Raw genomic sequence first — 25,495 nt, 5'->3', positions numbered from 1 at the left:
CAACCGCATCCGGATCATTGCCCGACCGGCAACGGGCTTCAGAGGCATCGCTTCTGCGTCGTCTGGAAGTCGCCGACGCTCGCATCCGCCGACTCGAAGCCGACAACAAGCAACTCCGTGCAGCGCTCGCCCAGGCCCTGGGCGAAAACCGAGCGGCCCAGATCCAGGGCAGCGTTCGCGACACGCCGAAGAGGAGAAATTCCGCGCTGATCGGACCGTGCTGAAAGCAGCCGTCGATGACATATCCAGATCGCAAAACGCCAGGTCACAGGCTCGTTGATGTCGAGAACTCAAGATAAGGTTCGCAAGCAGCACCGCAATCAGGTTGCGCTTCAACTCCGGTGTGCGGGTGGCCTGTCCGCCGGCGTGAGTGAAGCAGTCCAGGTAGCCGGTGCGTTTGTCCAGCTCGATCAACAGCGACACGATCGGCGCGAACGGCAGCATCTCGGTCAGCTCGGCCTTGAGCGCGATCGCCTCAGCCGGAACATCCTCGGCGGTCAACGGCGAGATGACCAGATCCCCGGACTCGTCGTCCAGGCGCACCGGCCCCTCCCCATCGGCGAGCACGGTCTCGAGTTCGCCGACCGCGGTGTGCAGTTCGGCGACCACGGCGGCCAGGGCGACGCCGGGATCGCTCGAACGCCCGACCAGGCGGCAGAACTCGTCGCGTTGCGGAGCCCACTGTTCGCCGGTGAGCAGGTAGGCGGCCGGGTCGGCGTAGCGACGTGAGCCAGGCACGAACACGTCCCCGCTGCGCAACCCGTCCCGCAACCCCAGCAGCACGCACAGCTCCCAGTAATGCCGATACGCCGTCGCGCTGCCGGACTTTCGTGCTTGATCGAGGTAGCCTCGCCACTTCATCGGCACGAACCCGGTCGGGGCCTCGTCGAACACCTTCCGGCGCCCGGTGGCGTTGAGCTCGCGCAGCATCGCGACCGCGATCAGCAGCTCGGACGCGGCGGTGCCGCCGGCGAAACCGACCGTGGCGAGCACCGCGGGGGTGAACTGGCGCAGGTAGTTGTAGGAGGAATCCAGCGCGGCCAGATGCCCGTGATCACGCGGTAACCGGGGTTTGGCCTGCGCGATCGCCGCCCGCAACCGCTCCCATCCGATCTTCTCGCCGCGGATCAGCGCACCGATCTCCTCATCGGCTACCGCCGGATCGGTGACGATGGCCAACAGGTCGTCGAGCAGGGCTTGTCGGTCCTCTCCGGATTTGCCGCGTTCGGCGAGTTCGGCCTGCATCCGGCGTTCGGCGGCACCGAACTTCGCCGAGATCGCCTGGTCGAACAACGCCACGACCTCGTCGAGCACGTCGGTACCGGACTGCGCCAACACCGTGAGCAGGATCGGGTACCGCCGCTGCGGGTCGCGACGTTCCAGCGCCTGCGGGGTCAACCGGCGCCCCATCGTGGCCAGGAACCGGCGCCGCTCGGCGGGCAGCACCGACATGTCAAGGCGGTCCGCGCCCAGACCGCGCAGGAACGCCAGCTTGTCGACCTCGGCGCGCACCGCGGCCGCCGACGCTTCGACCGGCCCGGTCGCCAGCCACCGCAACCGCGACACCCCCAGCGAGGCATCGGTGACCAGCAGCGCGTCCAGATCGGCGCAGCGAGCCGGGGTGAACTCGTGCGCCAGGCGGTCGTAGGTTTCGCGCTGGGCCTGTTCACGGGCATGAGCGATGCGTTCGACCATGCTCACCGGGCCAGGGCGGATCACCCGAGCCGAGATCAGATACTCACACCCCAGCCGGAACAGCAGGGTGGGGGAATCGTGTTCCATCGCCCGCGCGAGCAGGAACTCGTCGAGCTCCTTGAGTTCGAGCGCACCGGCCGTCCGCCACCCCAGGTACTGGGCGACCAGCCGCAGGTGATCGGTGCGGGTCTGGGCGCGGCGGCCGTAGGAACGGATCTCGCTACCGTCGACCCGCAACTGGTCAGCCAGGCGCGCTACCGCGACCGGCGGCGCGGTCACCACGCGATCAGGCACGAACCCCAGCCACGGCAACGTGCACAACGCGATCGCGATACCGAGCCGATCAGCCGGACCACGACCGCGACCAGGATCGACGAACGCCAGATCCGCCGGTGACAACGTGAAGAACCGGAACAACTCCTCACGACCGATCTCCGGGAACTCCCGCAGACGAGCCAACTCCTCATCCGCGAACACCCGCGTCGCCACGAACCCGACCTCCCACACCAGCCAATAGCGTTGGGAGCCAAGCCAACCAGCAATCAGCCACCACCGCAGGCTGAACCCGGTCTCACCAGCGAACGGCTACCGCCTACGCATATCCGTTGGTTTTTCGGCGGTTACTACCGGAACCCCGGGTTTCGTCACCGTGACGGTTGCCATGCAAAATTCTGTCGCCATCAGTCGAGCTGTCGTCGACGATTAGACCTCCAAATATAACCGGAGCGCCTGCTCGACAAGGATGCTCCGGTTCCCCGCGCCCCATGCGACGACCAACTCGTCCAGCCGCGTCACATCCTCGGGTGCCACTCCCGCAAGCGGCACCCGGGCTGGTGGGGCAGCGTGCCGGCGGCGGCGTTGTGTGGACGAGGGTCGAGAGAACAATCCGCCAGGCGTCGACTGTGCTCGCACGGTGCGCCAGTGTTCCTCAAGGGCGTCAGCGTGGCGTTCGACGGCGTCGAGAACGACAACACCGTACGAACGGGCCCGGGCAGGATTCATCCGTCGCTCGGCCAACGTCAGCGCCCGCAAGGCGTCATAGACATCGACTGCGATCGAAACCTCCGGCGGCGATGACGGCGTAGCACTAGTTGCTTGTTCGTCTTTGGGTATCGCAGTTTTGCGTCGAATGGTGTTGGGCTGTTGTCCCCTATTAGCACGCGTTTCTGAGGAAGGAATCGGCTTCTCCAGCGAGCGAGCCGATTTCACTGGCCTTGGCTGGTGTAGTGCAGGCTCCGGAGGTGGCGCGGAAAAAAAGTCGTCGATGTCATCGTCGATTGCCGCTGGGTCGAACACCGGCTTACGGCTGCGTGAGGTCATGACACCACTGCCCTGCTCGCCCGGTTACGCTCCGCCGTCGCGATTCTGCGGAGGATTTCCTTAGTCAGACACTGATAATCTGCGGCGAGCCCCGACGGGTCCCGAGACCACAGCCTGGTCCGCGGTTTTTTGTCCAGACTGCGCAGCATCCGTATCCGTTGCTGTTGATCTACACGAGCCGCTTCAACCAACTCGGCGGGCGTGAGGTGTTCGTTCCGCAGATCTACTGCGGCTGCTTTGTCGGACCGGATGAAGGCCTCGAATGGCTCAGCCCCGCTGCCTCGCAGAAGATCGGCTACTTGCGAAACAACATCCTGGTTGCGAACCTTCGCTCGGGGATTCGCGTCGAAAAGAACGACACCTAGTAACTGAATCAAGGCACCATTGGCGCGGGCCTGCAAATACAGCGACGCAATCAGCTCGACTCCATGCAAGGACGCGTCGTCATCTTTCGTCGGGACAATCAAATAACGAGCAATCTGCAACAGCACTCTCAGTAGCGAGACGTCACCATGCCCGGAATCGATGAGCACTAGATCGTACCTCTCGGCAAGGATGAGCGATCCCAGACTCGCGGCAAGATTGTCGTGGACCTTAGATCCGCCCTGGGTGGCGATGGCGGGCCCGACAACCGCAAGCTGTGGACCACCGGCGACCAGGTCAAGATTGGATCGAACACCGCGCACCGGATCCAAAGGGGTGCCGTACTGCAGGGCCATCGCCAGCGATCGGCCGCCGTCGCCATCCGCACCTAGGTCGGACTCCGTAAGGTTGGCTTGCTGGTCGGCGTCGACGACGAGAACCTTGCGGCCGGTGGCAGCAATCATCGCGGCCGCCGCCGATACGATCGACGACTTCCCCACCCCGCCCTTCTGGCTGCCTACCAGGACGGTCCTCTGCAAGTGACGAACAGCCACCATCGCAGCGTATGGCCGTAAAGCCATAAATCCGTGGATTGACACAGCCGCGCTCGACACCGGATCGACGACAGTCATAGCGATCATGTGAGGAGCCGACAAGGCGGCCATGCTTAGAGACCGAAGAAGTGCCATCGAAAGCGGTAGTAGAACCGCCGATTGAAGCGCCGTCGAGAAGGCGATAGAGGTGGGCGAAGTCGTGGGCGATGAAGGAGTCGTACAGACGGCCCGGTGTAAGAGTCATCGTTAGGCCCATATGCATGGCCATAGTTAATCCCGCAGGGCTAGCGGGACGCGGGCGAGGCCGGGCGACCAGGACGCTGTTGTTCGTCGCGCCGTTTTTCCGCCGAGAACGGCGCGCTCATGCAGTTCGAGCACCTCCTTTGAGTGGGGATAGATTCGCGGCCGCAGCTTCAAAGGGGGAGTTGGTTCTCGTTTTTCCGCGGAAAAACGAGAGAGTTCACAAAACTGCAATAAGTGACGCAGCGTGTCCACAAGCTCATCGAGGGTGCTCTCGGTTACTCTGACGCGCGTCATTCCGAAGTACCCCACCAATCGGGCGAAGCATACGGAGGCCTACTTATGGCTGTTCATGTCGTTCTCAATCAAAAAGGCGGCGTCGGTAAGAGCACGATCGCCGTCAATCTGGCGGCCGTAACCGCAGACGTTCTCAACCACACCGACGATCCGGACGCAAACTCACCAGTCGCGGCGGTTTCGGTAGACCCGCAGGGATCAGCCGTGTGGTGGGCTTCACGGATCGACGACCTGCCTTTCCACATCGTGCAGGCGCACGACGACATTGCCGGACTGCGCCGACTCAAGGATCTGTCGGACATCAAGCACGTATACGTAGACACGCCAGGCTGGATCGACCTAAATAGCGAAGACGAGACATCTGACCCCCTCGGGCGCGGACCAGCCGCCGATGCACTACGCGCCGTCCTCGATGTAGCGGACTTCGTAATCGTCCCCATGGAAACCGAACCGCTCTGCTTCCAGCCGACCGCAAGAACAATCCGGAAAGTGCTCGAACCCCGAGGGATCCCATATCTCGTTGTCATCAACAACTGGGATCCACGCGACGGCAGGACCGACCTCGACGAAACCAAGGCCTTCGTAAGAGCTAACAGATGGCCCTTGGCACACACGGTGATTCGACACTACAAAGTGCACACACGAGCGAGCGCTGAGGGCACTGTCGTCACCGAGTACGCCGCGAACCGGGTGTCGCTGCAGGCCCGGCAAGATTTCGACAAGTTCGCGCTCGAGTTGAACATCGGGGGAGGCCGCTAGTGGCGCGGGGGAGAAGGACCAGTCTCGCCGACCTGGCCGGCGCGGTCGGCGACGAGCGCAACGGCCAGCCGCACTCACATGGCCAATCAAGAGCGCCGCTGACCACGCTTATCGCGAATCCGCGAAACCCGCGCGAGGGAATCGGCGAGGTCAGCGACCTCGCCTCGATTGCTGAAATTCAACTACAACCAGCTGTCGTGATCACCCGAGAGGCTTACCTCCGGCTATGGCCGCAAGATGACCTCGGAGACGCCCGATGGGTGGTCGTCAATGGTTGCCGACGACTCAAAGCAGCTCACGAGTTCGGCCGAACCGACCTCGAAATTGTCATCAAAGACGAAATCGCGAAAGACCGAGCAACCCTGCAAGTCAACGCGATCCGCGAAAACGTAGACCGGAAAAACTTCGACGTCATCGAGGAGGCCAAGGCGGTCGAGGCGCTCGTGTCCGACTGCGACGGGCGCGCTGATATAGCAGCAATCAAGCTGAACAGGTCCGATACATGGGTGTCGCAGCGACGCGCTCTTCTGAAGTTGGCCCCAGAACTGCAGGAGAAACTACGAGCCGGTGAACTTGCCGTGCGCCTCGCCCGGGAACTGGCAAGAGTGCCGCTCGCGCAACAAGTGTCAGCCTGGCAAGCGGCGCTCGACCGCCAGGAAGGCAGCGACACCGATGAAGGGAAGAAACCAAAAAACAAAAACCCCAACTCGGCGCACGCGGCCAAGGTTGTCAAGGCGTTACGGACATTCGAGACTGAGCCCGAGCGTCTCGCGGGCGCACTGAAGGAAGCGCTTGGAGACGGCGGCGTCGAAAAACTGCTGGAGGTGCTTGGCCGATCCGCGTCGACGTGAAAGTCATTTTTCCGCGGAAAAACAGCTTTGGAGCCTTGCCGCAAGGTTGACGCCGCAATGGGGTTGGGCTCAGCTGGGCTCCAACAAAAAGACCGCAGAAGAGGCGTTCGGCAAACTCTTCCGGACTATTCGGCCGACCCCCTGACTTTGCCGAATAAGAACTCTGGCGAACCGAAATCTGAGGGAGGATGGGGGATGGTGGGCTGCAGTGAACATTGCTGCCAGCGCGGTATCGCGAATCGTCTGCGTGGGCGCGGTGGTAGTCGATGGTTTCGCCTGCTTTGATTCCGCTGCACGGATGAGGAGCAGCCCCGATCTCGGAGGCTTCACCGGTATGCATCCCTGCTGGCTCGGTCCTCCCGCTGGACGGTAGCCGCATATCCGTCTTCAGTCGTGCGCAAACCTCCCTCTAGGTACTATCGACCTTAGTAGTTGAGCGAATTTGGATCCGTGAGGGGTGCCGGAACTGTGAGCATCGCTGGATGGCCGAGATTGCGCTGGATGGCGGCCGCGGCCGCGGCGGTGTTGTCTGGCGTTGTGTTGGCTGTTCCCACCGGAATTGTCCCGACGCCCTTTTACACCCGAATGACGCCGGTGCTGTGGTGGAACTATCCGGTGTGGCTGGCGACGGCTGTTGTGAGCGGTTTACTGGCTGCAACTTATGTGCGGACTTCGTCTGACGGTCGCTCCCCGGCGAAGCTGGGCCTGTGGGCGAACATGGGTTCGCTTCTTGCCGTGGGCTGCCCGGTTTGTAACAAGCTGGTGGTGGCCGCGATCGGTGTCAGCGGCGCGTTGCACGTGTGGGCACCGCTGCAGCCGGTGGCCGCGGCCGCCTCTTTGGCGGTGCTCGGTTGGGCGCTACGGCGACGGCTGAGCGTAGAGCGTAGCTGTCCCGCGCCGTCGGCGGCCGCCGACGGATCCGGGCGGCCCGGCGAGGCGGTTGGTCACTTCAGTGCGCTGCCTTGAAGCCACTGGTCCCACGGCACGCTCCAATCACCGTTTTGCCACAGTTCGAGTGGGGCACCGCCTGTGTTTCGGACCTCGACCACGTCGCCGGGGATAGAGAAGTCGTAGAACCAGCGTGCGTTGTCGGCATTGAGGTTGAGGCATCCGTGTGAGGTGTTGGTATTGCCTTGTGCCCAGACCGTCGAATCCAATTGGTGTAGGTAAACGCCGTCAGTGCTGATTCGAGTCGCGTATTTGATGCTTTCCTTGTAACCGAGCCGCGAGTTGATGGGCAGTCCGTAGGTGGAGGAGTCCATCACTACCGGGTTGGCTTTGTCCATGACGGTGTAGATGCCGCGCTGGGTCCAGAAGGAGATGGTCTTGTCGCCAATGACTTCGCTGCCGCCCATCCCCATCGACGTGGGCATCGTCCGCACGAGGTTGCCGTTCTCGTAGACGGAGACTGTTTTGGTGTTGTCATCGGCGATGGAGATGTGGGAGGCACCGACAGTGAAGGTCGTGGTGGTGTCTTCCTGGCCGTAGAGGCCGTCGCCGAATTGCTGACCATAGATGTTGGCTGCGACGGTGACTTTGGTGCCGGGCTGGAAGTATTTCTCGGGCCGCCAGTGCGCGTTGCGATCGTCGACCCAGTTCCAGGAGCCTTGGACGGGGGGATCGGTGGTTACCTGTAGGCGACGTTCGGCGGCGGCCTTGTCCGGTATGTCTTCATCGAAGTGGGCGACGACGACGGCGCCGATTCCGTAGGTGCCGCCGTTTTTGATCGGTTTTCCTGCCGTGGTGGTCAGGTAAACCTTCGTTTGATTGTTGGGTCGCAGAGTCGTGAATGTTGTCTTGGCGGCCGCGGTCGGCCCGGTCAGACCCGCTCCGTGCGCGGTCACGGTGTATGTGCGGCCGTAGCCGAGTGGTTCGACGGTCTTCCACGTGGTCCGGTCGGGAGTAAGGACACCCTCGACCTGCTTGCCGGCTTCGTTGGTCACCGCCACAGACGTCAGGATGCCTTGCTGCGCGCGAACTTGGACCGGCGCCAGCGGATCGACGTCGTCGGTTCCAGCTGCGGGGGTTATGACGATGGGCGCGCTGGCGGGTACGGGAGAACTGGGCGGCTTCGATGCGGTGGGCGCCGTCGAGGTGCATCCGGCGATGGCGAGAACTGCGGCTATTGCGGCCGCAGCAGCGGCCCGTCGGCGTAGGGACACAGCCCTTCTCCTATCATTAACTACTATCGCACTTAGTAGTTAACGATACTATCCGTGGTGAGATTCAGCGGGTCTCGCTGGCGCAATCGGCCGGATGCGGCTGCGGTGCGAATTCTCATTCGGCATACAGGGTCGCCACCGCGGAAGACGACAGGTCCAAAGTGCGTTCCGATGCGAACGACGGGAAAGCTGTCGGCGGCGGTGACGCCGCGGATCCTGCCGGTCATCTCGATTCCAGATGCGGACGTCGCCGAGGTCGACAGGACGGCGTCGCGGATCGTCTTGATGAGGCGGTCGTGTGACGAAATCACGGATCGTGCCAGGACGGTGAGATGGTCGGCGACGTAAGGGGGTTCGTCGCCGTGGATCTGTGTAAGGGCAGTAAATCCGGACAGATCCACGAAAAATGCGGTGCTGTCACTGGCGGCCTTCCGCGCTCGCGGCGGCATGTCAGGAACGAATGAGGCGGGCGATAGCGGCCGATGCTTCTTCGATCTTGCTGTCGGCCTGAGGGCCGCCTTTAGTCGCTGCGTCGCGCACGCAGTGTGAAATGTGGTCGTTGAGTAGGGCGATAGCTACGGCTTGCAGCGCTTTTGTCATCGCCGAGACCTGGGTCAGGATGTCGATGCAGTACTTGTCGTCTTCGACCATGCGCTGCAAGCCGCGGGCTTGGCCCTCGATGCGGCGCAGCCGTATGAGGTAGTTCTGCTTATCGGAAATGTAACCGTGGGCGTCAGCAGCTTGGTCGCGCCCAGACTCAGCCGCAGCTGGTGCGCCCATCGCCGACTCCTCATGCTGATTCGGTTCCACATTTTCGTCCGTAGTTTTCACTATACGTCACGGGGGTATGGTGAACAGGTCGGTTATGGACTCCGCGAGGACGAGGACGCGAATACGTGAACCATTTGTGGTGCCGTCCCCTCGGGCCTGGGCGCCGCATGCGCTGGGGGCTTTTGACCGCGGCGGTGGCGATCGGAGTTCTCGCCATGCACTTGGCCGTCCATGCCGAAACCGGACATCACCGCGCCGACACAGCCGGCTTCGTTTTGGTGTTCGCCGACGCGGCGAACACGATGTCGGTGCCGTCGATTGATGCCGGGTGCTGCCACCTCGGCGGCTGTGGTGCTGACCATGTGGTCCTTCATTCGTGTATGGGCCCGGTACCGGCGCGCACCGTAATGACGCCGTCGGCAAGGGTTGTGATTGCTGCGGTGGGTGATTGCGTCCATATCGCCTCAGCGGTAAGGATTCGACGCGTCCGCGGTAGCGATCCGCCGCGGACAGTGCCGAGCGCAGAGCAGCTTTCGGTGTGGCGGGTGTGATCGGCGTCCCCGCGCGGCTGGTTTCGAGGCCGCGGCGGGCTTGCCGAGCACACCGACCACCCCCGCCATCGACAAGGAGAATCGATCATGTTCCTCACCCGCGCGAAATCCCTGGCCGTTATGGGCGCTGCCGCTGTCACGGCGTTGACCCTTGCAGGATGCGGCAACAACTCCGACAACGCGACCACTCCCACGAGCATGCCGAGTATGTCCATGCCGGGCATGTCGCATGCCAGCACTGGGAGTTCCGCCCCGCCGCAGGCCCAGCGCACCGATTACAACGATGCCGATGTGACATTTCTGGAGATGATGTATCCGCATCACGCTCAGGCGATCGAAATGGCCAAGCTGGTGCCCTCGCGCTCGCAGAATCAGCAGATCAAGGATTTGGCCGCCAACATCGAAAAAGCGCAGGGACCGGAAATGCAGCAATTCGCGTCACTGCTGCGCAGTTTCGGCAAGCCCGCACCCACGACAGGCATGGGCGACATGGGTGGCCAGATGAACGGGATGATGAACCCGGATCAGATGAAAGCTCTGCAAGCCGCCAGTGGCGCGGAGTTCGACAAGATGTTTTTGACCATGATGATCGAGCATCACAAGGGTGCGATCGACATGGCGAACACCGAGCTCGCCAACGGCGTCAATGCGGACGTCAAAAAGCTTGCGGCCTCGATTGTGTCGGACCAGCAAGCCGAGATCACGCAGATGCAGAAGCTGCTGGCTGGGTGAACCGAGGCTGACCGGCGTGGCGGGTGGTGCATCCGTCACGCCGGTGGGCCCGGCAACCGATAAGGTCGATTACGTCACCAGTCGCACGACGTAGGGCATCATCCCGCCATAGCGCACCGGGGACACCTTCACGACATCACCTGATTCCGGGGCCTCGAGCATTTGTCCATCCCCCAGATACAGTGCCTCGTGCTGGCTGCCGTTGGGTCCCCAGAACAGCAGATCCCCGCGTCTCATCTTGGCGGCGGGTACTTGTTGGCCTGCGGTGTATTGATAGCCGCTGTAATGCGGCAGTGAGATACCGATTCCGGCGTATGCATATTTCGTCAGGCCCGAGCAGTCGAAGCCGACTTTTTTGTAGTCGCCGTAGGAGTCGGCGACCCCACCATCGCGGATACCCAATGTCGGCCCGTTGTCGTCACCGCCGCCCCAGGAGTAGGGCACTCCCAGCTGTGACATCGCCCTGTCGATCACGGTCTCGATGGCGGCATCTCCGGTCACGGCGGGGAGCGCCGAACGTCCCTGGGCCTTGGCAGTGCCAGGCGTGGATGTTTTCTCGTCGCCTTCGACTTGGGTGTGGGGCCGTTCCGTCGCAGCGAGCGCCGCGGCCCGGTCGCGGGCGGCTTGGTCGGCGGCAACGCGGGCGGCGGCCTCGATCGCGGCCTGTTTGGCGGCGGCGGTCGCCGCTTCTTCCGCTTTTCGCTGTTTGTCCCACTCGGTGTAGGTGTCGCGTTGGCCCTGCAGGCCAGTAGCCTCCGACCGGGCAGCGTCGAGTTGGCGTTGGACCGCCTCGCGCTGTTGTTGGAGCTGCCGTTTGCGCGCGAGCTGCTGCTGTTGAGTGGTCTGCGCCGTCTTCATCGCTTGTTCGGCCTCGACCTTCTTGGCCGTGGCCAGCGCGGCGGCGGCATCGTTGTCCTGCTTGGCTTTCCGCGCGGCGGAGGTCCTGTTGGCCTGGTCCAGGCGCGCTCGCTGAAGGCCATCGATGATTGATTTCTGATTCTCGGAGGCAAGTTCGAGCAGTTGCGCCCGGTCGAGCACGTCGCCGGGATCTCGTGCCCCGAAGTAGCCGGCGATCGTCGGTGCATTGCCGTTCGAATATGCTTGGGCGGCAATGCTGTCGAATCGCTTCTGCGCTTCGGCGATGCGATCGCCGGCCGCGATGAGCGCTTGCCCGGCCGAGGTGGCGACCATGGTTGCCGCATCGGCGGCCGCACGTGCATTCTGCAGGTCGACCAGCGACTTGTTCACCTGTTCGCGTTTGAGCGCCACCGCATCGTCGAGCGCGCGCAGGGAGTTGTCGGCGCTGGCGAGTTGGTTGATCAAATCGGCGACCACCATTAGATCTTGTTCAACTTTGCCGTTGGCCGCGGTGATGTCGCCGTCGTTGGGTTTGGGCGGAGGCGGCGGGACCGCTTCAGATGACGGCGCCGCCAGCGTCGTTACCGTCGCCGCCACCGTCAACGCGGCGACGACGTGAACCATTGAGCGCCTGCCGCAGCGGGCGAGTGTTGCGGAGAGGGCGTGCTTCATCGAGCCTCCTCGATTTGGCGGCGAAGGTTGAATGCGGTTTTCGCGACGGTGGAGCGCGGCCCGCTGGCCATCGAACTACTATTTCGCATCGTAGTTCACATCAGTCGCTGGAGAAGCAGGATTCCATCCAGCACCACAGGTAACGATTTGGGTGCGGCACATTTCGTGGCCTCGATCGCATCGCGAATCGAGTGACCTACTATCATGCCTAGTAGTTGATCGAGTAGCCCGCGCGGGTCACGGCTTCTGTCGGAGGTTGGCATGCACACGAAGGCGCGGTGGCTGCTCGGTGGGCTCGTCGTCGTTCTCACGGTTGCTGCAGCGCTGTGGCCGATACTGATCGCTCACCGCCTCGGGGACAGCCGGGTCGACAGCGGCCTGCCGGCGGCACCGGGTTCGGTGGCGACGACTTCCGCGACGGGACGCAGCGCCCTGGTTCCGTGCCCGCATCCCAAGCAAGGATCGGCGAGCGTGGGCGACCTGGCCGGCGTGAGCGCGCCCTGCCTGATCGATGCCAAGGATATCGATCTGGGGGCGGCATTGGCGGGCACTGCGGCGTTGGTCAACCTGTGGGCCTCCTGGTGCGCGCCGTGTCGCGAGGAGATGCCGGTCCTCAATGCCTACGCCAGCCAACCGGGTGCGATTCCGGTCGTGGGCGTCGACGTCGAGGATCGGTCCGACGCTGCTATTGCGTTGATGAGCGATCTTGGTATCCGGTATCCCTCGTTCGGGCCGGCGGATGCCGTCGCGCAAGCCTTGGACGCCCCGCCGGTGCTTCCGCTGACCTATCTCGTCAGCCCGGACGGCGTGGCACGTCGGGTGACTTCGACCCCGGTCTTTCACGATCCTGCGCAGGTCCGCGAGGCGGTGGCCGGCATGGCCCGCTGAGCATCGAATGTTTCCCGCCGCCCCGCCAAATGCCGCGCCTGCGGTAAGAAGGATCACGATGGCCCCGAAAGGTTTTCCGCGGCCGGTGACGCGCCGCCAGTTCCTGGCTTTGGGAGCCGGTGCGACTACGGCCGCTTTGATTGCCGGGTGCTCGAACACGAAGTCCCCGTCCCGTACGCCGGTCGCGCCGGATTCGGAGATCGTTCGCGCCGCCGAGGACCGCCGCCGCGTCGCCGGGGCGGCTCGGCACGTGGTGTCGTTGCAGCCGCGGCCCACCACCGTCGACCTCGGCGGTGTGCAGGTGCAGACCTGGACGTTCGACGGGCGGGTTCCGGGTGCGGAGATCAGGCTGCGCCGCGGCGATGTCCTGCAGGCCGACCTGTCCAACGGACTACCGCAGCCGTCGACCATTCACTGGCATGGCATCGCGCTGCGAAACGACATGGACGGGGTGCCTGGCCTGACTCAAGCGGCGGTGGCACCGCAGTCGAATTTCCGCTACGAGTTCACTGTTCCCGATTCGGGAACGTACTGGTTCCACCCGCATTTCGGCACCCAGCTCGACCGCGGCCTCTACGCGCCGCTGATCGTCGAGGATCCCTCCGACGGACGCGACTATGACGTCGAAGCCGTCCTCGTCCTCGACGACTGGCTCGACGGTATCGCCGGGCGCAATCCCGATCGCGAACTCGACGAACTTCGCGCCAGAGGCATGAAAGGCATGAACATGGGCGGTATGAGCATGAGCGGGATGTCCATGCCGCCCCAGCGTGTCGACCCGCACGCCCCCCTGGGTTCCGACACCGGCGACGTGTCCTACCCGTACTACCTGATGAACGGCCGGCTCGGGACCGACCCGGTCACGCTGACCGCTCGCCCGCGGCAGCGAATGCGGCTGCGCATCATCAACGCCGCCTCCGACACAGCATTTCGGGTCGCCGTCGGCGGCCACCAGCTCTCCGTCACTCACACCGACGGATACCCGGTCCAACCGGCGATGGCCGGGTGTCTGCTGATCGGTATGGGGGAGCGATACGACGCGCTGATCGACCTGTCCGACGGTGTCTTTCCCTTGGTCGCAGTGGCCGAAGGGAAGAACGCGCAGGCCTTCGCCCTGATAAGGACTGGAGCCGGCGACGCTCCACCGGCAAACACCCGCCCCGTCGAGCTGAACGCGATTCCGCTGACGGCCGAACGGCTTTCCGCCGTGGAGGCGGTGCAATTGAGCCGACGCACCCCCGACCGGGTGCACGATGTCGTTCTCGGCGCCGACGCCAACCGCTACGTGTGGACGATCAACGGCAAGGTCTACGACGAGCACCTGCCGCTGGATGTGAGCCAGGGCGAACGAGTGCGGTTGCGCTTCGTCAACAAGACGATGATGTTTCACCCGATGCACCTGCACGGCCACACGTTCGAGGTGGTGAACAGTGCTGGTACGGGACCTCGCAAGGACACCTCGATCGTGCTCGCCAATCAGACCGTCGAGGTCGACTTCGACGCCGACAACCCCGGGCAATGGTTGGTGCATTGCCATAACCTCTATCACGGCGAGGCAGGAATGATGAGTGTGGTGTCCTATGTGCAATGACCACCGTATCGTGATGTCGCGCGCCGGGTGGCGCCGGAGATGACCGCGGTCAACGCCGCTGTCGCCGGGTACAGCGATCTGGCCTTCCAAACCGCATTCGCCGTCTATCTGCTCGCTCTTGTGCTGCTGCTCGCGCAGTTCGCGTCCGGTCGTGCGCACCAGCTCGACGAGCAGCGATCCCTCGTCGCTGCTGGTGGCATCGGGCCCCTGTCGCCTCGGCCGCCGGGGCCCGGGCGGGTCTGCGAGCGTGTGACGACGCCGTGGTACCGGCGCGCGGCAAACATGGGCACGTCGGTCCTGGTCGTCGGCGTCGGGTTGCATCTGGCCGCGATCATCTTGCGGGGGATGGCAACTCACCGTTTTCCATTGGGAAACATGTACGAGTTCGTCACCATGGCGACCGCTGCGGCGATGGTGATCGGTGTCTTCTTCCTGCGAGGACGCACATACCACGGCATGTGGGTGATGCTGCTCGTACCGGTGCTGGTCTTGATGTTCGTCGCGGGCACGCTGCTCTACGCCGACGCCGCCCCAGTCGTTCCAGCCTTGCAATCGTATTGGCTGCCAATACATGTCACCATCGTCAGCACCGGAAGCGGCATCTTCCTGGTCTCCGGTGTGGCGAGCCTGCTGTTCTTGCTGCGCCTGCGTCAGCCGGTCGACGAAGAGACCGGCGGTGTGATCGGGGCGATCGCGACTCGGCTGCCGGACGCGCAGACTCTGGATCGTCTCGCCTACCGCACCACGATCATCGGGTTCCCGTTGTTCGGGACCGGAGTGATCCTGGGGGCCATCTGGGCCGAGGCGGCCTGGGGCAGATTCTGGGGCTGGGATCCAAAGGAGACCACCTCGTTCATTGCCTGGCTGCTCTACGCCGCGTATCTGCACGCGCGCGCCACCACGGGCTGGCGCGAAACCAAAGCCGCCTGGATCAACGTGGTGGGGTTCGTGGCGATGCTGTTCAACCTCTTTATCGTCAACATCGTGGTGTCGGGTTTGCACTCCTACGCCGGATTGAACTAGGCCACACGCTCGCGTCTTCGCCTTTATATGTCTGTTATCGAGGCGTCTGCGCTTTCCGGTCGAGCAACAGTGCAACAGCGATAACATCAACTACTAACCGAATTAGTAGTTGACAGCGGGGTCGCGCGTCATGTCGCCCCGCCATCGCGGGCTCAGCGCCACCCGGGCAGGAGGTGTCCGACATGCGAGAGCCATTGCGCTCGACGCGCATGCACTCTCACCGCGGAAACGCGTCGGTCCTCGACGCGGGGCAGATCCGGCGCGTCCTTGGCTACTGTGCGGCCGCGGTGGCGCTGGGGCTGACCACAGCCTGCGGGGCATCGACGAACACGACGGGAACGACGGCCGCCCCGATGTCGGCGAGTCACGCCAACTCCGGGGTGTCGGCCGGACCCGAGATAGTGATCAGTTCCTATACGTTCAGTCAGCCCGCCACGGTTCAGGCGGGACGAACGCTGACGGTGGTCAACCAGGATCAGGTAGCGCACACGGTCACCGCGGACAGTGGCAACGCCTTCAACGTCGTGGTGGGGCCGGGACAAGAAGACACCTTCACCGCGCCGGCCCGCCCTGGACGCTATCCATTCCACTGCACCTACCATTCGAGGATGCACGGCGAATTGATCGTCAGCTGACGCCGCGGCAGCCGTGGACGCCGTTGCGCTGGAGCAATGAATGCTTCCCTCACCTGTCCGTGTGGACGTGTCGGAGCGGATACTATTTCGAATAGTAGGTTCGTGACCGCATTCCCATCTACTTCGTGCGTAGAAAGCACCGCTCCGACGGTCGGCGAGCAAGGCTGTTGGGACCCACAGAGGAGTGCGCCGCGGACGACTGTGTGGTGGTCAGGAGGCGCAGATGCACGGTTTGGGTGAGCTCGAAGCTCGTGTGATGGATGTGTTGTGGCGTTCCAGCGACGTCATTCGGGTGCGTGATGTGATCGATGACTTGGACGACGACCGCGACCTGGCCTATACGACCGTGATGACAGTTCTGGACAACCTGCACAAGAAGGGATGGGTGGATCGAGAACGCAACGGTCGCGCCTATTGGTATCGGGCAACGAAAAGCCGCGAAGAAGCCGCGGCCGAGGCGATGCGGGCGTTGCTGGATTCCACCGGTGATCCCAACGCCGTGTTGCTGCATTTTGCTCGCAACGCCTCTGACACGGAATCGAAGATGCTCGCGCGTGGGCTCCGTCAGCGGGGACTGAAGCGGTGAGCGCGGTACTGCTATGGGCCGTGGGCGGCGTGTTCGTCGCGGTCGTCGCGCCGAGCGCTTTGGCGGCGATGTTGCGCCGCGGCATCGACGCGCACGTCGGTCTCGTGCTCTGGGTCGCGCTTGTTGTCGGGACCATCACCAGTCTGGCCGTGCCGGCGGTGTTGAGTCTGCTGCCTCGACACGGCGGAGTTTCGGGAATTGCCGCTGTCGCACACCAATGTTGGGCGGCGCTGCATCGCAACACCCCGCCGCGGGTCGAACTTGCCATCGGTGTCGTCGGCGTGGTTGTCATTGTCACCGCCGCGATACGGCTGGCGTACTACGCGCGGTTTTCCGCCCGCCAGCGCCGACACATCCACGATCGGCATCTGGGTTTGATGCGGATCCTCGAGAGCGACGGTCCCGATGCCGCCGATACCAAGTCGACATTGTGGCTCCCGGTCGACACCCCGCTCGCCTACGCGGTGGCGGGGACTCCTCCGCTCATTGTGGCCAGCCACGGGCTTCGGGACCGGCTCGATCCCGCGGCGATGGCAGCGGTTTTCAGCCACGAACACGCCCACGTGCGCGGGCGCCACCATTTGCTGGTCGCCGTTGCAGAAGCACTTGCCTACGCGATGCCGTGGCTGCCCGTCATGCGACGCTCGCCGATGCTGGTGCGCACGATGGTCGAAATTCAAGCCGACAACCACGCCGTGGATGTGCACGGGCGAGACGCGGTGCGCCGCGCCCTGACCGGGCTGCGCTCCCACGCGGTCCCGGCCGCGACCCTCGGAGTGGCCTGCGACAGTGTGCAACTGCGCCTGCAGCGACTATCGACCGCCTCGCCGCCTCATCCCGGCGCGCTACGAACGGTTCGGGTAATGGCCGCTGGCACCGCCGCGGCGGTGTTACCGGCTGCGCCGGTGCTGGCGTTGCTTGCCGCGATGGCCTTCATGTCGTGCGCGCTGGTCTAGCCCGACCCAGCACCGATCTCCTCGTTGTTCACCCCGTATTCACGACCCGCATCGACTCGCGCAAGCCCGGCACGAGGCTACGCGCGCGGCCGCGCCCGCATGGTGATCAACGTGAATCCGGCCAATGCAATGACACCTGCGGTGGGATAGCCCACGAGCAGATCCTGCCACTGCGGCGACGGCAGGAAACGCCATGCTTCGAGGTGGGTGAGCACGTGAAAGGCCGCCATCGCCACGGCCGCTGACACCAGCAACCAGCCCAGGCCTTTGCGGCGCCGCTCACGCCGGTAGCTGTCGGTGTACATCGCCCTTTGCTTGGCGCGAGCGGTACTACGCTTGGTGGCCACCCGCCCTCCTTCCGCCGCCGTGAACTACTATCACGCATAGTAGTTCACGGCGGGAGGGAAGGCGGCGCCATGTCGCACAAGGCACAGACCGCTCGACGATGGTCGCTCGGCGTCCTCGCCACGGCGTTGTCTTTCACGCTCGCGGTCTCCGGTTGCGCCGGATCCGGTGCCCCAGTCGGCGGCGGCAACTTCGATTTCGTCTCTCCGGGCGGTAAAACCGACCTCTTCTACGATCCGCCCACTCAGCGCGGAACCGTCGGGCCGATGTCGGGGCCGGACTTGATGGTCGCGGGCAAGACGACGTCATTGTCGGACTTCGCCGGCGACGTAGTCGTGATCAACCTGTGGGGCCAGTGGTGCGGGCCGTGCCGGGCCGAGGCGCCACAGTTGGAGCAGGTGCTCGAGGCGACGCGCAGCAAAGGCGTCCGGTTCCTCGGAATCAACGTACGAGATCCGGAGAAGGACAAAGCTCGAGACTTCGTCTCTGCCTACAAAATATCCTACCCCTCGATCTGGGACCCCTCGATGCGAACGCTGATCGCGCTCGGTGGCCGTTACCCCACCAGCGTCATCCCCTCCACTCTCGTGCTGGACCGCCACCATCGAGTGGCCGCGGTATTTCTGCGCGCCCTGCTTGCGAACGATCTACAGCCAGTGGTGCAACGAGTGGCGGCCGAATGAACCTCGCATCTGTGGGGACGAGCTTCCAGCATCTGGCGGCGAACGGACCGCTTCTACTCGCGCTGGGGGCGGCGGCGGTGGCCGGGCTGGTATCGTTCGCCTCCCCGTGCTGTATCCCGCTGGTTCCCGGTTATCTGTCGTATCTGGCCGGTATCTCCGGTGCCGACGTGCCGGCGGTCACGGTGAACGCCGACACGGTGACCGCACAGCGGACCCGCCCCCGCGGGCGGTGGCGGGTGACCGGGGCGGCGGTGCTCTTCGTTGCCGGGTTCACCGTGGTGTTCGTGGCCGCCACGGCCTCGGTCTTCGGCCTGATCGGCGCACTGACGATCGATCGTGACCTACTCCAGCGCATCGGTGGGGCGGTCACGATCGTCATGGGGTTGACGTTCCTCGGCTGGATCCAACCCTTACAGCGCGACACCCGGTTCACCCCGCGCCGCATCTCCTCCGTAATGGGGGCGCCGTTGTTGGGCGCAGTCTTCGGGCTCGGATGGACCCCTTGCCTCGGCCCTACCTTGGCCGGGGTGCTGTCGGTGGCAGCGGGAACCCAGGGGACGACAGCAGCGCGGGGAGTCGTCCTCATCGTCGCCTACTGTGCCGGCCTGGGGCTGCCCTTCATCGTCTTGGCGTACGGCTCATCGGCCGCTGTGCACGGTGTGACGCTGCTGCGACGGCACAGTCGCGGCATTGAGGTCGCCGGTGCGCTGCTGTTGATCGCCGTCGGCATCGCCCTGGCGACGGGGGCGTGGTCAATTTTCGTCGCCTGGCTCCGCGACCGGTTCGTCAGCACTGTGGTGCTGCCGATATGACCGCCACAACGCAAGCGCCGTCGAGCCAATCGCGCCGAGTTCGCCGGGCGCCGCTGTGGCGGGGCGTCCTCGCGCCGGTGCGTAACATGTGGCGCCGGTTGACCTCGATGCGCACAGCGCTGGTACTGCTGTTTTTGCTCGCCGTGGCGGCGGTGCCCGGCGCGTTGCTACCCCAACGCAGCCTCAACGCTCAAAAGGTCGCCGACTACATCGCGATGCACCCGCGGCTGGGACCGCTGCTGGATCGGGCAGAAGCGTTCGACGTGTTCGCCAGTTTCTGGTTCACCGCGATCTACGTGCTGCTGTTCGTCTCACTGATCGGCTGCGTGATTCCGCGGTTGCGTGACCACGCCGCCGCATTGCGAGCCAGGCCGGTGCGAGCTCCCCGCAACCTTGCGCGGTTGCCCCATTTCCAAGCCGGCAAGATGACTGGGACCCCCACGCAGGTAGCCGACGTCATCGTCGACCGCCTCGCTCGGTGGCGGCGGTCGGTGCGGACCGAGCCCGACGGCGTCGTGACCGTCTCGGCGGAAAAAGGCTACCTCCGCGAGGCGGGCAACCTGGTCTTCCATTTCTCGCTCATCGGGTTGTTGGTGGCCGTGGCCGTAGGCAAGCTGTACGGCTACGAGGGATCGGTCATCGTCATCGCCGACGGCGGCCCCGGCTTCTGCAGCACTTCGCCGGCCGCTTTCGACTCTTTCCGCGCCGGAAACGCCACCAATGGAACGGGATTGCAACCACTCTGTATCGACGTCAAGGATTTCACCGCCGACTACCTGCCCAACGGGCAGGCACAGATGTTCACCTCGAACATCGCCTATCAAGCCGGCCCCGATCTCGGCACCGCCACCTGGCGCGACTATCGCCTGCGCGTCAACTCGCCGCTGCGTATCGAGGGACTAAGGGTCTATCTGACCGGGCACGGCTATGCACCGCAATTCTCCGTGATCTACCCGGGCGGACAGGTCCGCACCCAGGCCCTGCAGTTCCGCCCGGACGACGCCGCGACGTTCCTGTCCAGCGGCGCCTTGCGGTTCGACCCGCCACCGGGAACCTACCGTAACGAAAACGACCGCCGCCGAAACGAAGTCGCCATAGAAGGTCTGTTCGCACCGACCGCGCTCTTCGACGGAAACCTGCTCAGTTCGAGTTTTCCCGCGATGCGCGATCCCGCCGTTGCCGTCGACGTCTATCGCGGCGACACCGGCCTCGACAGCGGGCGGGCACAGTCGATCTTTGCCCTGGACCACACCATGATCGCCGAAGGCCGTCTGGTGAAGCAGGCCCGCGTGAATCTGCGACCCGGCCAGTCGACCACACTGTCCGACGGGACTCGGGTGCGGTTCGACGGCGCGAAAGAATTTTTGAACCTGCAAGTTTCGCACAACCCGGCTCAAGGGTGGGTGCTGATCTCGGCCATCAGCATGATGCTCGGATTGGTTGTGTCCCTGACGATTCGACGCCGCCGCATCTGGGCGCGCATCCGCACCGACAGCGCGGGCCGATCCGCCGTCGAGATTGCCGGATTGGCCCGCACCGACCATGCCGGATGGGGTCCTGAGTTCACTCGACTGTGCACGTACCTGTTCCACCCCCGATGATGTCGACGTCGTTACGGCTCGGTGCGCGGAGGTGCAACTCGACGGCGATGTCCCGAACACCATAAATCCGGTGACGTTGGCGAACCCGGGGCCTAGTCGCAGCCCACCGACGGTGCTCGATGGTGGCGAGCAAAGCCGCACCACCCCAACGGTGACTCGTCATCAGTGCGGCACGAGCCACAGAATATCGGCCGCCAGCACCGCTAGACAGATCACGACGGTTGCGATGCGGCCGACGCCGGTATGCGGATCGGACCGGAAGCCGAACAACCACTGGCGCACGATCGTGTAGGCGGCCACCGTGGCAACGAACAGTCCACCTCGATAGGGACTGGACACGGCGAAGGTCACAGCGAGGGAGGCCACAGCGATGAGCGCCGCGGCTGATGCTTCGATCAGCTGAACCGGTACCCGGCGAACCGCCACCCGGCGATCGCTGGCCCACAGTCCCCAGCGCGACGCGGTGGGGCGCCCGGCGCAGCATCCGGTGAGAAAACACCCGGGCCGCCCGATTGCCATACCCACGAACACCGCCGGTGCCGTCGCATCCAGTGTCGCCGCCAGATCCTGCCCCGTGAGCCACGCGCCGCCGGCCAGAACCGCGAAGGCGACAAGCAGAAATCCTTGGATACACGCGCCGCCCTGGTGCAATGTGCGAAGCGACCGCTTGTGTAGCAGCGCATACCAGAGCTTGCCGCCGGCGAAACCGAGCAGGCAACTCAGCACAGAAATGCCCACGACGACACCGGCATCGCCGCCGCCGCGCGCGACCAGCAGCGCTTGCAGAGCCAGGGCGACAACGGCGCCGATCCCGATCAGCGCCGGCCACGCCCACAGATGCACACCGGGCCCGTAAGCGAAAGGACCGAACTGGGTGCGGAGGTGCTCGTTGTGTGGCGGAACCCAGGTCGGTAACGCTGTCCCGTTGAGGGTGCTCGCGCGCACGTCCCAGCGGCCGGGGCTGAGGTGGTGAACTCGCGCGGTGATCGCCAACCGACCGGCGCCGCGCGGTATGGCGGGGGCCGTGGCCACCTGCTCGAAACGGTCGAGCTCTCCCGGCAGTCCACCCGGCTGATACCGGGTTCCGGTGAATCGCACCGAGACATCCGAAACCGGGTTTCCATCCAGCGGTGCCTCGATCCAGCAGGACGCGGCGAGCACCTGCGGGTCCATCGCAGCAACCTCGCCCGCACACCCGCCCGCGAGCGGTGGCCCCGTCGACGTATGTCCCGGTCGGGCATCGCTGACCTGCGCTGTTGTCGACAAACCCGACGCGTTGTCGATCGATAGTGAGGCTGGCTCGCTCCGTGATTGATCTGCGGTCTCAAGGAGTGAAAGCGAGGCCATGGCGGGTTCGTGATGATCCCGCCGCTCTCGCGTGGCGCGTGCAGCCGCGCGTCGACGGGTGCGACTTGCGCGAGCGGATGTCGCGCGTTGCCGCGCTCGAGCTCTGGCCTGACGCTGTTTCGCCATCCGCGTGCCTCCGTCATCCGCTCGCCCGAAGCAGACATCTACCGTCCTGCTCCTAGGTTCGACAGTACCGATTACATACTATGGCGCTTAGTAGGTAGAGGCTGAGGCGGACGCGTTATCGGAGGCGTGCACCGCGCACGATGATCCACCGAGCTGCTGCATCTGGCGGCGCGTGACCGTACCCAATTTCATTGCGCCACTACAGGTGAACCAGTAACAGAGTCGACAACTACACGGAGTCGGATTGCAGGCCTTTCGGCGAAAACGACGCGTCATCCCCTGCGTCAGTTACTAATTACATTAGTAGTTGGTGTGCGATGCTGTGCATCACGCGCAGTGTTGCCCGTGCCACACAGGGCGACTCCTTGCCAATCAGTGACTTTCCACATGACCTCGGCTCATCCAGGTGCGGCAGGATCCTCAACGACGACACTGCGCCCAGCAAGGGGTTGCCGGGGTAGGTCTCCGGTACGCATTCGCGCGCATTGCCGCGGTGCGCCTGGCAATGGTTCGGCACCATGCCCTCGATGCTGCCGGCGCGCTGTCTGGCCCAGAAAAAGGCCTGACCGGAACGGCGTCCAACGGTTCCGGTCAGGGTGTGCGGCCAATTCCGGATGAGAGAATCTATCGCACGGACACGACGGTACCGGACGACGACGCACGGCGTTATCCTCCGCGATCCTCCGCGCGATTCTCAGTAACCTCTCAAAACGACTGGGGCAGCTAAGATAACGGAGGAGAGGACGGTCGCCTTCTCCGCGGCGTCGTCTCCGCTGGGTCGACGATGGGACTTCCTGGCTCCACCGAACTACGCACAGCCCCTGGACGACATAGCCTCGCGAGCGATCCGATCAGGAGGCGGCCACAGCATGGCCCCGAGATCGGCAGACCTCAGGACTACTATCGGTGATTTGGCGCGAAGTTTGCTCGGTTACTTGTACTTGCGAGTCACGGTTCGATCCGGCATATCTCGGTTGCGCTGTTGCGGCCGGCGGCGCGGATTGTGCTGGGCCGTTCGATCCGGAGATCGCCGTCCTCGCTGAGATTGGGTAACCGTGGACGTTGGCGCTACATGGGATTCGGTCGCGTTTCTGTGAATCTCACTCGCTTACTACTAAGTCGGATAGTAGTCAGGTAGCGTGGCTGCCGTGCTCAGTCCCGCAACATCGCTTCGGCGCCGGATTACGGCGCCTGCGGCGTTCGGTGTGGTGGGACTGGCACTTTTGATGTTTTTTCACTGGGTGCCAAACACTGGGGATGCCACCGATTCGTTGCATCCGCATGACATAGCGATCTCTCTGTCAAGTGTGGTCGATGTGGCTGCGGCCGGGGGTGCGCTGCACGGCGAGTCGGTCGACCAGCAACACTCCCATCTCGGCTCCGCATCAGCTCAAGTGCCGCATCCCGAAGTGCTCCTCGCTGCGCCGGTGCGCTTGGACCTGGTACCGGCGCTGGGGATCGCGGGCTTCTTCGTCGCGCTGTTGGTGGGTGCGGCGCTGACCGGTGAATTGTCCGCGCGCGCTCCGCCGCGGGTTTTCGCTTCCGCTTGGTCAGGGCGGATGATCTTGAACGAGCTCTGTATCAGCAGGTGCTGATCGGCGCGAGACAGGCAATTGACCCCTGGGTCGACTGCCTCTCCCGCCCGTCCTTCACCAGCGTCGATGCCGAATAAGGCTTCGCGATACAGAGATCGGATTCATCTATGACTGCCGTTTCATTGTCCGCTGTCCACCCCTGCCCGGATGTGTTCGCGTCGAGCCGTCCGCTGACCGACGCCCCGTTTCCCGCCAGATCACCGCGCTCCTTGGTGGGGGATACGCCGGTGTTGTGGATCGATGAGCCGTTCGCCGACGGCGGGCGAGGGTTTTGGGCCAAGCTCGAGGGCGCCAATCCGGGCGGAATGAAAGACCGACCAGCGCTGCACATGGTTGAACGGGCCAAGATGCGCGGCGACCTGACGCCCGGTGCGACGATCGTCGAATCCACCAGCGGAACCTTGGGTTTGGGATTGGCGCTGGCCGGAATGATTCATGATCATCCGGTCACCTTGGTCACCGACCCCGGCATGGAGCCGATGATGGTGCGCCTGCTGAATGCCTATGGCGCGCACATCGATGTCGTGACTGCGCCTCATCCGCTCGGAGGGTGGCAGCAGGCCCGCAGGGATCGGGTCCAGCAACTGCTGCGTGCCGCACCGGGCTCCTGGTGCCCCGATCAGTACCACAACCCCGACAATGTGACCGCCTACGAGCAGTTGGCGATGGAGTTGCTCGATCAACTCGACCACATCGATGTTCTGGTGTGCTCGGTGGGAACTGGTGGGCACTCGGCCGGCGTAGCGCGCGTGCTGCGAAAATACTGCCCGAGCATGCGATTGGTGGGAGTGGACACCATCAATTCCACGATCTTCGGCCAGCCCGCCGGTCCGCGGTTGATGCGAGGGCTGGGCTCGAGCATCTACCCCCGCAATGTCGACTACGCCGCATTCGACGAAGTGCATTGGGTCGCACCGGGCGAGGCCGTGTGGGCATGCCGCACGCTCACCGCCAATTACCATGAGAGCGGCGGGTGGAGCGTGGGTGCGGTCGCACTCACCGCGGGCTGGGTAGCGCGCACGAGCCCCATCGGTACCTGCGTCGCCGCGATCTTTCCCGACGGGCCGCATCGCTATTTCGACACGGTGTACAACGACGACTACTGCCGTCAGCACAGCCTGCTCGGTGCCGTTCCGCCGCCAAACCCCGACACCATCGCCCATCCGACTGAACGTGTGGTGCAGTCTTGGACCCGCTGCACAGCACCGATCAACCCGCGTCCGATGTCGGCCTAGCAACCGTCAGAACGCGGCAGTGCTCGCGCCCGCCGATTCAACCTCGGTATCTGGCAGTACCGATCCGGTGCATGCTGCGTGGGTTTCTCAGCTCTCCTCCACGCAGCGATGACTTTCGGATGGAAGGGTTCGATCGTGCAACGGCGCGGGTGAAGCCGGCCCCCAGCCACTACCGCCCCCGGTCTGGGGGCCGGCGAAACCAACGTCGGTTGAACCACTTGTGCGGTAAATCAACCATCGAAAGAAA

Annotated in this window: 24 protein-coding genes; 16 read left to right on the top strand and 8 right to left on the bottom strand. The window is 64.2% G+C overall.

Features of this window, described 5'->3' with window-relative positions; translation table 11 throughout:
* The coding region (locus tag FOS14_RS22425; RefSeq protein WP_255450527.1) for a DUF4158 domain-containing protein at window positions 1–2,184 on the bottom strand (2,184 nt) is incomplete at its 3' end.
* Window positions 2,185–3,011: 827 nt separating this feature from the next.
* Complete coding sequence (locus FOS14_RS22420) at window positions 3,012–3,935, bottom strand: ParA family protein (RefSeq protein ID WP_143773085.1); 924 nt, start codon at window positions 3,933–3,935, stop codon at window positions 3,012–3,014.
* Window positions 3,936–4,514: 579 nt separating this feature from the next.
* Here FOS14_RS22420 and FOS14_RS22415 point away from each other — a divergent pair.
* From FOS14_RS22415 to FOS14_RS22405, 3 genes are all read left to right on the top strand, one after another.
* Window positions 4,515–5,228, top strand: a complete 714-nt coding sequence (locus FOS14_RS22415) for a ParA family protein (RefSeq protein ID WP_143773075.1) — start codon at window positions 4,515–4,517, stop codon at window positions 5,226–5,228.
* On the top strand, window positions 5,228–6,079 hold the full coding sequence (locus FOS14_RS22410) for a ParB N-terminal domain-containing protein (protein WP_143773074.1): 852 nt from the start codon (window positions 5,228–5,230) through the stop codon (window positions 6,077–6,079). Before FOS14_RS22415 ends, FOS14_RS22410 begins: the two co-directional genes overlap by 1 nt.
* Window positions 6,080–6,547: 468 nt before the next feature.
* Window positions 6,548–7,045, top strand: a complete 498-nt coding sequence (locus FOS14_RS22405; protein ID WP_185981897.1) for a hypothetical protein — start codon at window positions 6,548–6,550, stop codon at window positions 7,043–7,045.
* Here FOS14_RS22405 and FOS14_RS22400 read toward each other — a convergent pair.
* The 3 genes from FOS14_RS22400 to FOS14_RS22390 are packed head-to-tail and all read right to left on the bottom strand — an operon-like array spanning window position 7,024 to window position 9,021.
* The gene (locus FOS14_RS22400; RefSeq protein ID WP_143773073.1) at window positions 7,024–8,241 is read right to left on the bottom strand and encodes an Ig-like domain-containing protein; all 1,218 of its coding nucleotides are present in this window, start codon (window positions 8,239–8,241) and stop codon (window positions 7,024–7,026) included. The genes FOS14_RS22405 and FOS14_RS22400 overlap by 22 nt on opposite strands.
* Before the next feature lie 32 nt (window positions 8,242–8,273).
* Entirely contained in the window at window positions 8,274–8,642 is a 369-nt protein-coding gene (locus tag FOS14_RS22395; RefSeq protein WP_143773072.1) for a hypothetical protein, read from the bottom strand.
* Between the two features lie 49 nt (window positions 8,643–8,691).
* A complete protein-coding gene (locus FOS14_RS22390; RefSeq protein WP_143773071.1) occupies window positions 8,692–9,021 on the bottom strand; it encodes a metal-sensitive transcriptional regulator in 330 nt (109 codons plus the stop codon).
* Between the two features lie 116 nt (window positions 9,022–9,137).
* Between FOS14_RS22390 and FOS14_RS22385 the strand changes: the two genes are divergently transcribed.
* Together FOS14_RS22385 and FOS14_RS22380 are read left to right on the top strand one after the other, a co-directional pair.
* Window positions 9,138–9,563, top strand: coding sequence for a hypothetical protein (locus tag FOS14_RS22385; protein ID WP_143773070.1), 426 nt, complete (start codon window positions 9,138–9,140; stop codon window positions 9,561–9,563).
* Window positions 9,564–9,650: 87 nt separating this feature from the next.
* On the top strand, window positions 9,651–10,295 hold the full coding sequence (locus FOS14_RS22380; protein WP_143773069.1) for a DUF305 domain-containing protein: 645 nt from the start codon (window positions 9,651–9,653) through the stop codon (window positions 10,293–10,295).
* Window positions 10,296–10,364: 69 nt separating this feature from the next.
* Here FOS14_RS22380 and FOS14_RS22375 read toward each other — a convergent pair whose 3' ends face one another.
* Complete coding sequence (locus FOS14_RS22375; protein ID WP_255450526.1) at window positions 10,365–11,825, bottom strand: NlpC/P60 family protein; 1,461 nt, start codon at window positions 11,823–11,825, stop codon at window positions 10,365–10,367.
* A gap of 261 nt (window positions 11,826–12,086) precedes the next feature.
* On the opposite strand from FOS14_RS22375, the gene FOS14_RS22370 reads away from it, so the two are divergent.
* The 6 genes from FOS14_RS22370 to FOS14_RS22345 all read left to right on the top strand — a co-directional run bounded on the left by FOS14_RS22370 (window position 12,087) and on the right by FOS14_RS22345 (window position 17,504).
* Window positions 12,087–12,713, top strand: a complete 627-nt coding sequence (locus tag FOS14_RS22370) for a TlpA disulfide reductase family protein (RefSeq protein ID WP_143773068.1) — start codon at window positions 12,087–12,089, stop codon at window positions 12,711–12,713.
* 58 nt (window positions 12,714–12,771) lie between these two features.
* Entirely contained in the window at window positions 12,772–14,304 is a 1,533-nt protein-coding gene (locus FOS14_RS22365) for a multicopper oxidase family protein (RefSeq protein WP_143773067.1), read from the top strand.
* 39 nt (window positions 14,305–14,343) lie between these two features.
* On the top strand, window positions 14,344–15,327 hold the full coding sequence (gene ccsB / locus FOS14_RS22360) for a c-type cytochrome biogenesis protein CcsB (RefSeq protein ID WP_143773066.1): 984 nt from the start codon (window positions 14,344–14,346) through the stop codon (window positions 15,325–15,327).
* A 182-nt stretch (window positions 15,328–15,509) separates the two neighbouring features.
* A complete protein-coding gene (locus FOS14_RS25035) occupies window positions 15,510–15,962 on the top strand; it encodes a cupredoxin domain-containing protein (protein WP_221936753.1) in 453 nt (150 codons plus the stop codon).
* Between the two features lie 223 nt (window positions 15,963–16,185).
* Window positions 16,186–16,548, top strand: coding sequence for a BlaI/MecI/CopY family transcriptional regulator (locus FOS14_RS22350; RefSeq protein WP_143773065.1), 363 nt, complete (start codon window positions 16,186–16,188; stop codon window positions 16,546–16,548).
* Window positions 16,545–17,504 carry a M56 family metallopeptidase gene (locus FOS14_RS22345; protein WP_143773064.1) on the top strand — a complete coding sequence of 320 codons (960 nt, stop codon included), beginning with the start codon at window positions 16,545–16,547 and terminating at the stop codon, window positions 17,502–17,504. The genes FOS14_RS22350 and FOS14_RS22345 overlap by 4 nt, the downstream gene beginning before the upstream one ends.
* 77 nt (window positions 17,505–17,581) lie before the next feature.
* Here FOS14_RS22345 and FOS14_RS22340 read toward each other — a convergent pair whose 3' ends face one another.
* Complete coding sequence (locus FOS14_RS22340) at window positions 17,582–17,851, bottom strand: hypothetical protein (RefSeq protein WP_255450525.1); 270 nt, start codon at window positions 17,849–17,851, stop codon at window positions 17,582–17,584.
* Between the two features lie 69 nt (window positions 17,852–17,920).
* On the opposite strand from FOS14_RS22340, the gene FOS14_RS22335 reads away from it, so the two are divergent.
* The 3 genes from FOS14_RS22335 to FOS14_RS22325 are packed head-to-tail and all read left to right on the top strand — an operon-like array spanning window position 17,921 to window position 20,945.
* Window positions 17,921–18,532, top strand: a complete 612-nt coding sequence (locus tag FOS14_RS22335; protein WP_143773063.1) for a TlpA disulfide reductase family protein — start codon at window positions 17,921–17,923, stop codon at window positions 18,530–18,532.
* The gene (locus tag FOS14_RS22330) at window positions 18,529–19,344 is read left to right on the top strand and encodes a cytochrome c biogenesis CcdA family protein (protein ID WP_143773062.1); all 816 of its coding nucleotides are present in this window, start codon (window positions 18,529–18,531) and stop codon (window positions 19,342–19,344) included. Before FOS14_RS22335 ends, FOS14_RS22330 begins: the two co-directional genes overlap by 4 nt.
* Window positions 19,341–20,945, top strand: coding sequence for a cytochrome c biogenesis protein ResB (locus FOS14_RS22325; RefSeq protein WP_185981896.1), 1,605 nt, complete (start codon window positions 19,341–19,343; stop codon window positions 20,943–20,945). Before FOS14_RS22330 ends, FOS14_RS22325 begins: the two co-directional genes overlap by 4 nt.
* Before the next feature lie 162 nt (window positions 20,946–21,107).
* On the opposite strand, the gene FOS14_RS22320 is transcribed toward FOS14_RS22325, so the two are convergent.
* On the bottom strand, window positions 21,108–22,118 hold the full coding sequence (locus FOS14_RS22320; RefSeq protein WP_143773061.1) for a prolipoprotein diacylglyceryl transferase family protein: 1,011 nt from the start codon (window positions 22,116–22,118) through the stop codon (window positions 21,108–21,110).
* A gap of 1,616 nt (window positions 22,119–23,734) precedes the next feature.
* Here FOS14_RS22320 and FOS14_RS22315 point away from each other — a divergent pair.
* Both FOS14_RS22315 and FOS14_RS22310 read left to right on the top strand, forming a co-directional pair.
* Complete coding sequence (locus tag FOS14_RS22315; protein ID WP_143773060.1) at window positions 23,735–24,013, top strand: hypothetical protein; 279 nt, start codon at window positions 23,735–23,737, stop codon at window positions 24,011–24,013.
* Window positions 24,014–24,120: 107 nt separating this feature from the next.
* A complete protein-coding gene (locus FOS14_RS22310) occupies window positions 24,121–25,248 on the top strand; it encodes a PLP-dependent cysteine synthase family protein (RefSeq protein ID WP_143773059.1) in 1,128 nt (375 codons plus the stop codon).
* Window positions 25,249–25,495: the final 247 nt, after the last annotated feature.

Origin of the sequence: Skermania sp. ID1734 (assembly GCF_007489285.1) — a bacterium.
Taxonomy (GTDB): Bacteria; Actinomycetota; Actinomycetes; order Mycobacteriales; family Mycobacteriaceae; genus ID1734.
Note: the sequence above shows the minus strand (reverse complement) of the source record. Positions and strands in the feature narration are given on the sequence as shown.